Here is a 5,601-nt window from a genome sequence, read left to right on the forward strand (position 1 = left end):
GTGGACCGGGTGACCGCCGCGCACGGGCTGGAGCCGCGGCTGCCGTTCCTGGACCTCGAGCTGGTCGAGCTCGCGTTGGCACTGCCGCCGATGTGGAAGCTGATCAGCGACGAACGGATTGCCAAGTATCTGTTGCGCCGCGCCTTCGACGGCTGGCTGCCGGACGAGGTGCTGTGGCGGCCGAAGGAGCAGTTCGGCCAGGGCACCGGCATGAACGATGTGCTGCGCGCACACTTCGGGGAAACGGTCAGTGCGGAGGACCTCACGCGTGAACAGGATGTCCTCGATCCGCCGCTGCGCACGCGTGAGGAGCTCGCCTATTTCCGGCTGTTCACGGACGCGCTGCCGGGCGTGAACGCACAGACGAATGTGGGACGGTTCGTCGAGGCCTGATCGCCAGGCCGGCAGAAAACAGTCATGCCGTGATCCCCGGCCCCCGGGTCTTATCGACGAGCATTGATATACAAATATAACTAAGCAGGCTTAGTATAAGGAGGTGTTGTTCGCGGTCCGTCCGAAGTTGGTGGATCGATCTATTGATTGGAGTAAACCATGATGGGAAAAATAGTAACGCTGGGAGCCGTGGGTGTCGGTTACGTGCTCGGCGCGAGGGCCGGGCGTGAGCGGTACGAGCAGATCCGTACACAGGCGCAGCGGGTATGGAGCAATCCCAAGGTGCAGCGAACCGTAAGCCAGGCAGGCAACGCCGCGAAAGAGAAGGCTCCGTTGGTCAAGGAGAAAAGTGCTGAAGCCGCGCATAAAGCCACGGATAAGGTATCCGAGGCTGTCAGGTCCTCAGGCAACGGGGACCCGGCAACCGTTGACCCGGTAACCGGCTTCCGGAGTCCGGACGAGAAGTCGACGTTCTGAGGTAGTGAACGTGTCAACCAGACGTGAAGATGCGGCCGCCAAGGCCGGGTCGGCCCCGCACCCGGAGGATGACCGGAAGCCGGACAGTCCCGCCAAGATCAGCAAGCCTGCCCGGAAGTACATTCTGAAGAAGACTCTCGGGGAGTTCACCGCCGATCAGTGCACCGACCTGGCAGCGGCGTTGACCTACTACGCGGTGCTATCGATTTTTCCTGCACTGCTCGCGCTGGTCTCGTTGCTGGGCGTCGTCGGGCAGGCGCAGAGGATGACCGACGCTATGCTCTCGCTCGTTGAAGGCGTTGCCCCGGGCGCCACCGCCAGCGTTGAACCGGTGATTACGAACCTCGTCAACTCACCGGCCGCGGGACTGACCCTGATTATCGGTCTCGCTGCGGCCATCTGGTCGGCCTCCGGATACGTGGGGGCATTTGGCCGCGCGATGAACAAAGTGTATGAGATCGACGAAGGCCGCCCCTTCTGGAAGCTGAAGCCAGTGATGCTGTTGATCACGTTGGTGCTGTTGCTGATGGTGGTCCTGATAGCCACTCTGCTGGTCGTTTCCGGACCTATCGCCGAGACGATCGGCAACGTCGTCGGGCTCGGTTCGGTGGCGGTACTGATTTGGAGCATCGCCAAATGGCCGGTGCTGATCTTCTTCGCGGTCCTGATGGTCGCCATCCTGTACTACGCCACTCCGAACGTGAAGCAACCCAAGTTCAAGTGGATGAGCCTTGGCGCATTATTCGCGTTGATTATGCTGGCTGTCGCGTCGTTGGGCTTCTACTTCTATGTGAGCAACTTCGGCAGCTATAACGCCACCTACGGCGCTATCGGTGGTGTCATTGTGGCACTGCTGTGGTTTTGGCTGGCGAACCTGTCCCTGCTCTTCGGAGCGGAGCTTGATGCGGAGATGGAGCGCGGGAGGCAATTGCAGGCTGGTTTCGCAGCAGAAGAAACCATCCAGTTGCCGCCGCGCGACACGCGCCAGAGTAGGAAGCTGCGGAAGAAAGAAGACGACGAAGTCCGGCAGGGACGCGAATTGCGTGAAGACCACGGTCGTGACAAGAAGGAGCAATTATGAGTAACACAGGCCACCCTGCCGAACCATCGAAAACTGCAGAACCTTCAGTGTCTGAGCTGGTCACGCAATTATCCGAACAAACGACACGTTTAGTGCGCGACGAGATGCGGCTGGCACAAGCCGAGCTGAAGGAGAAGGGTAAGCACGCCGGTGTTGGAGCGGGACTGTTCGGCGGTGCAGGGCTGGTCGCCTTTTTCGGCGGCGCCACACTCATCACCACCATCATTTTAGCGCTGGCCCTGCTGGTGCCGGTCTGGCTCAGTGCTCTGATCGTAACCGTGGTTCTGTTCATCATCGCCGGTATCGCCGCCCTCGTGGGCAAAAAGCAAATCAAACAAGCCGTCCCGCCCGCGCCGGAGACAACCATGGAGAACGTCAAGCGCGATGTCAACGAGGTAAAGGAACACGGTCACCGATGAGTACAAATTCAACTCCGCAATCCCCGGAGCCCGGTAAAGATGCCACTATCAGCGACATCCAGGCTGACATTGACACCACACGCACCGAACTCGGCCATACCGTTGAGCAACTCTCCGAACGCCTCGACGTGAAAGCGCAAGCGAAACGTAAGGCCGACGAATACAAGGCACACGCGGCGGAAGTGGTGGACTCAACCCGGGAGCAGGTCCTCGGCGTCGTGACGGCGACAGGAGCAAAAGCGCGGGAGCTGACCCACAGCGGTGAGGCAGACCCTGCGGCCGACCGCCGACTCGGCGGCATCACTCTCGGATCCGCGGCGCTCTTAGTCTGCGTTCTTATCGCCGGAGTACTGGTATGGCGTCACCGGGCCGCCGCGCACAAGGCTTCACTACCATCGCGGCGCGACATCGCCAAACACCTGCACCAGGCACCGAAAACCGCACTCAACCAAGGTGGAAAAACCCGCATGCCACGGCGATAAACCGGTGTATCCGTAGCAGGATCCTCGTGGTACCGAACTATATGGTGGCCAAGCTCGCCAGCACGCAGGTGAAGATTGCCTGGTGGGCGAAGGCGCCTACGAGTTGTTCGCCGGCTACACGCACTACGGGCAGCACGAGACCGGCGAGGCGCTGCACAAGGACCTGATTGGAACGATCGAGGGTCTGCACATCGGCGGGCTGCAACGCGTGGACCGGGTGACCGCCGCGCACGGGCTTGAACCGCGGCTCCCGTTCCCGGACCTCGAGCTGGTCGAGCTCGCCCTGGCCCTGCCGCAGTCGTGGACGCTGATCAGCGACGAACGGATTGCCAAGTATCTGCTGCGCCGCGCCTTCGACGGCTGGCTGCCGGACGAGGTGCTCTGGCGGCCAAAGGAACAATTCGGGCAGGGCACCGGCATGAACGATGTGCTGCGGGCACACTTCGGCGAAACGGTCAGCGAGGAAGACCTTACGTGGGAAAGGTACATCCTCGACCCGCCGCTGCGCACGCGGGAGGAACTCGCCTACTACCGTATATTCACCGAGGCGCTACCCGGCGTGAACGCGCAAACGAACGTGGGCCGGTTCGTCGAAGCCTGAACATTGGGCTCATTCCCCGAGGGCATCCCAATCGGCCTGTCTTGCCCAGGACAGAGCGCGCTCCCTCATGGGCTCAAGCGGGTCGATGAGGCCGATTCGCTCCTGCAGCGTATCCCCGTCTATCAAGGCCACATGGAGTAGGGCCGCGACAAAGGCATAGTCTTTCTCCCGTCCCGCAATCAGTTTGGCGGCACACAAATCATGGGGGTCCAGACAGAGGCCGGTGCTATTGTTCGTGTTCTCATTCCTGACACCGACCAGCCGGTCCTCCCACCCACTGGGAAGAGTGGCCGTGCGCCGCCCGACGCCCTGGACATAGAAACCGTGAGTGTGGTGGAAGTTCGACCACTCCCCAATGGCACTGTCCAGGGCGGTGGCCAATGTTTCCGCGTCGTCATCTGCCATTGGGCTGACATCGACCTCATCCGAGAATGTCGCAATCAACGGAAGCTGATCTTCCGTCCAGGTTCCCAGGATGGACTGACTCCCAATAACAATTACCCTGTCCTGTCGGATAATTTCAGTGGCCGCCCGAATGGCATGCTCGAGGTCACTTCGATGCAAGCTGGCCAGCCCTTCTGATGGCGAGGCGGCGTTCATCGTCGGTCAGGGCCCCGGCAAAGGGGCTCATGTGCCGCAGTTCGCGCCCCAGCTCTGTGTCGGCGAGCATCCCGGATGTCAGGTCCTCGACTCTTGCATTGAGCAAGTCGCTCCACATTTCAATCCATTGCTGAGCAACGGGATTCCGTTTGGTCTGCCGCATCCGCTCAAGATTCGTCCTGCCGATGCGCCGGATACTCTCTTCATCTCCCTTCAGCTTACGGGCCAGTTGAACATGAAGCTCGTATGGAACCCTGTCTTCTCGCCGTTCGGTTGCCGGCCGGCGGGCTTCCGCAGCTTTCACTGCTGCCTGTACGACAGCGGTGCTGCAACCAAGTCGGGCGGCAATGTGGCGGAACGGAAGGCCGAGTGTACGCAACGATAATATGGCTTCCTGGCGCCGGAAGGCAGCGTCAAGCATGGCGTGCCTGGAATACTCACTCTGCGCGCCGTCGGCAATGGCCTCCTGGACGAGAGGGTCCACTTCGTTCATGACTGTATGGTACCCCCGTACACGCGCTGGCTCAAGGAGACATAAGCCGGCCGGCCTGCAATGCAGACCGGCCGGCTTTTTATTTAGAGCTCAGGTGCTTACTCGATCAAACCTTCGCTCGTCAGCCACTCCTCAGCGACGTCCCTCGGCTGCTGGCCTTCCAGGTCCACCTTGCCGTTGAGTTCGGTGATCACTTCGTCGGTCAGCGCCGCGCTGATGGGCGCCATGATGTCGGCGATGGCCGGGTTCTCATCGAGTGTTTCCTGACGCAGGGTCAGTGCGCCCTGGTACTCCACGAAGAATCCCTTGTCATCTTCAAGGACAGTCAGCTCATTGGAGACTATACGTGCGTCGGTGGAGAACACCTCGCCGAAATTGCACTCCTCGCCGACCTGCGTGTAGATCAGGTTCAGGTCGAGCTCGACCACCTCGGAGAACTCGAACCCGTAGAACTCTTCCAGCCCGGGCAGTCCGTCGTCGCGATTAATGAACTCACTGGCCGCGCAGACCGCACCCTGGTCGGGGTTCTCGTTGATGTAGGCGGCAGCCTCCGTCATGTTGGTCAGGCCGTTCTCCTCGCCAAACGCCTGAGGGACGGCGATGCGGTAGGTGTTCTCGAACGGTGCCGGCTCCAGCCAGACGATGTTGTTCTGCTCGGCGTCGGCCTCCTTCACAGCCGTATACAGGTCATCGGGAACATCCTCGGTGGTGTTGCCGAGGATGTTGACCCAGCCGGTACCGGTGTAGTCCCAGTACATGTCGATTTCGCCGGCCTCGAGTGCCTCGCGGACGGTGGCGCTGCCGGAGATGCCGGTCCTGTCCTCGACCTCGGCTCCGGCGTCCTCCAGTGCGACGGCGGTGATGTGGCCGAGCAGGATTGATTCGGTGAACTCCTTCGAGCCCACGGCCAGCGAGGCGCCGGCCAGCTCGCCTTCGCCTCCCCCGCCGTCGTCGCCCGAGCCGCCGCCGCAGCCGGTGAGCGCGAGTGCCAGCACTGCGCTCAGGGTGGTTATCGTTTTTGCTCAACGGTGAGTGGTTTTCACTGTTCCTCTTTC

General features: G+C 61.3%; 9 protein-coding genes. 6 read left to right on the plus strand and 3 right to left on the minus strand.

The window, feature by feature from the left end; all coding sequences use genetic code 11:
- From Y707_RS27675 to Y707_RS0119530, 6 genes are all read left to right on the plus strand, one after another.
- Window positions 1-393: asparagine synthase-related protein (locus tag Y707_RS27675; protein ID WP_253905275.1), on the plus strand; the 393-nt coding region annotated here is incomplete at its 5' end.
- Between the two features lie 159 nt (window positions 394-552).
- Window positions 553-870, plus strand: coding sequence for a hypothetical protein (locus Y707_RS27680; protein WP_035782753.1), 318 nt, complete (start codon window positions 553-555; stop codon window positions 868-870).
- A gap of 10 nt (window positions 871-880) precedes the next feature.
- Window positions 881-1,951, plus strand: a complete 1,071-nt coding sequence (locus Y707_RS0119515) for a YihY/virulence factor BrkB family protein (protein ID WP_026536322.1) — start codon at window positions 881-883, stop codon at window positions 1,949-1,951.
- A 47-nt stretch (window positions 1,952-1,998) separates the two neighbouring features.
- Window positions 1,999-2,370, plus strand: coding sequence for a phage holin family protein (locus Y707_RS0119520; RefSeq protein WP_253905276.1), 372 nt, complete (start codon window positions 1,999-2,001; stop codon window positions 2,368-2,370).
- Window positions 2,367-2,852, plus strand: a complete 486-nt coding sequence (locus Y707_RS27685) for a DUF3618 domain-containing protein (RefSeq protein WP_051442217.1) — start codon at window positions 2,367-2,369, stop codon at window positions 2,850-2,852. The genes Y707_RS0119520 and Y707_RS27685 overlap by 4 nt, the downstream gene beginning before the upstream one ends.
- An 82-nt stretch (window positions 2,853-2,934) precedes the next feature.
- Complete coding sequence (locus tag Y707_RS0119530; RefSeq protein ID WP_026536324.1) at window positions 2,935-3,453, plus strand: asparagine synthase-related protein; 519 nt, start codon at window positions 2,935-2,937, stop codon at window positions 3,451-3,453.
- Between the two features lie 9 nt (window positions 3,454-3,462).
- On the opposite strand, the gene Y707_RS27690 is transcribed toward Y707_RS0119530, so the two are convergent.
- The 3 genes from Y707_RS27690 to Y707_RS0119545 form a co-directional block, all read right to left on the minus strand.
- Entirely contained in the window at window positions 3,463-4,053 is a 591-nt protein-coding gene (locus tag Y707_RS27690; protein WP_333782865.1) for a DUF6036 family nucleotidyltransferase, read from the minus strand.
- On the minus strand, window positions 4,004-4,546 hold the full coding sequence (locus Y707_RS0119540; RefSeq protein WP_026536325.1) for a hypothetical protein: 543 nt from the start codon (window positions 4,544-4,546) through the stop codon (window positions 4,004-4,006). Before Y707_RS0119540 ends, Y707_RS27690 begins: the two co-directional genes overlap by 50 nt.
- A gap of 98 nt (window positions 4,547-4,644) precedes the next feature.
- A complete protein-coding gene (locus tag Y707_RS0119545) occupies window positions 4,645-5,541 on the minus strand; it encodes a glycine betaine ABC transporter substrate-binding protein (RefSeq protein WP_051442219.1) in 897 nt (298 codons plus the stop codon).
- Window positions 5,542-5,601: the final 60 nt, after the last annotated feature.

This window comes from Arthrobacter sp. H14 (assembly GCF_000520495.1).
Taxonomy (GTDB): domain Bacteria; phylum Actinomycetota; class Actinomycetes; order Actinomycetales; family Micrococcaceae; genus Arthrobacter_C.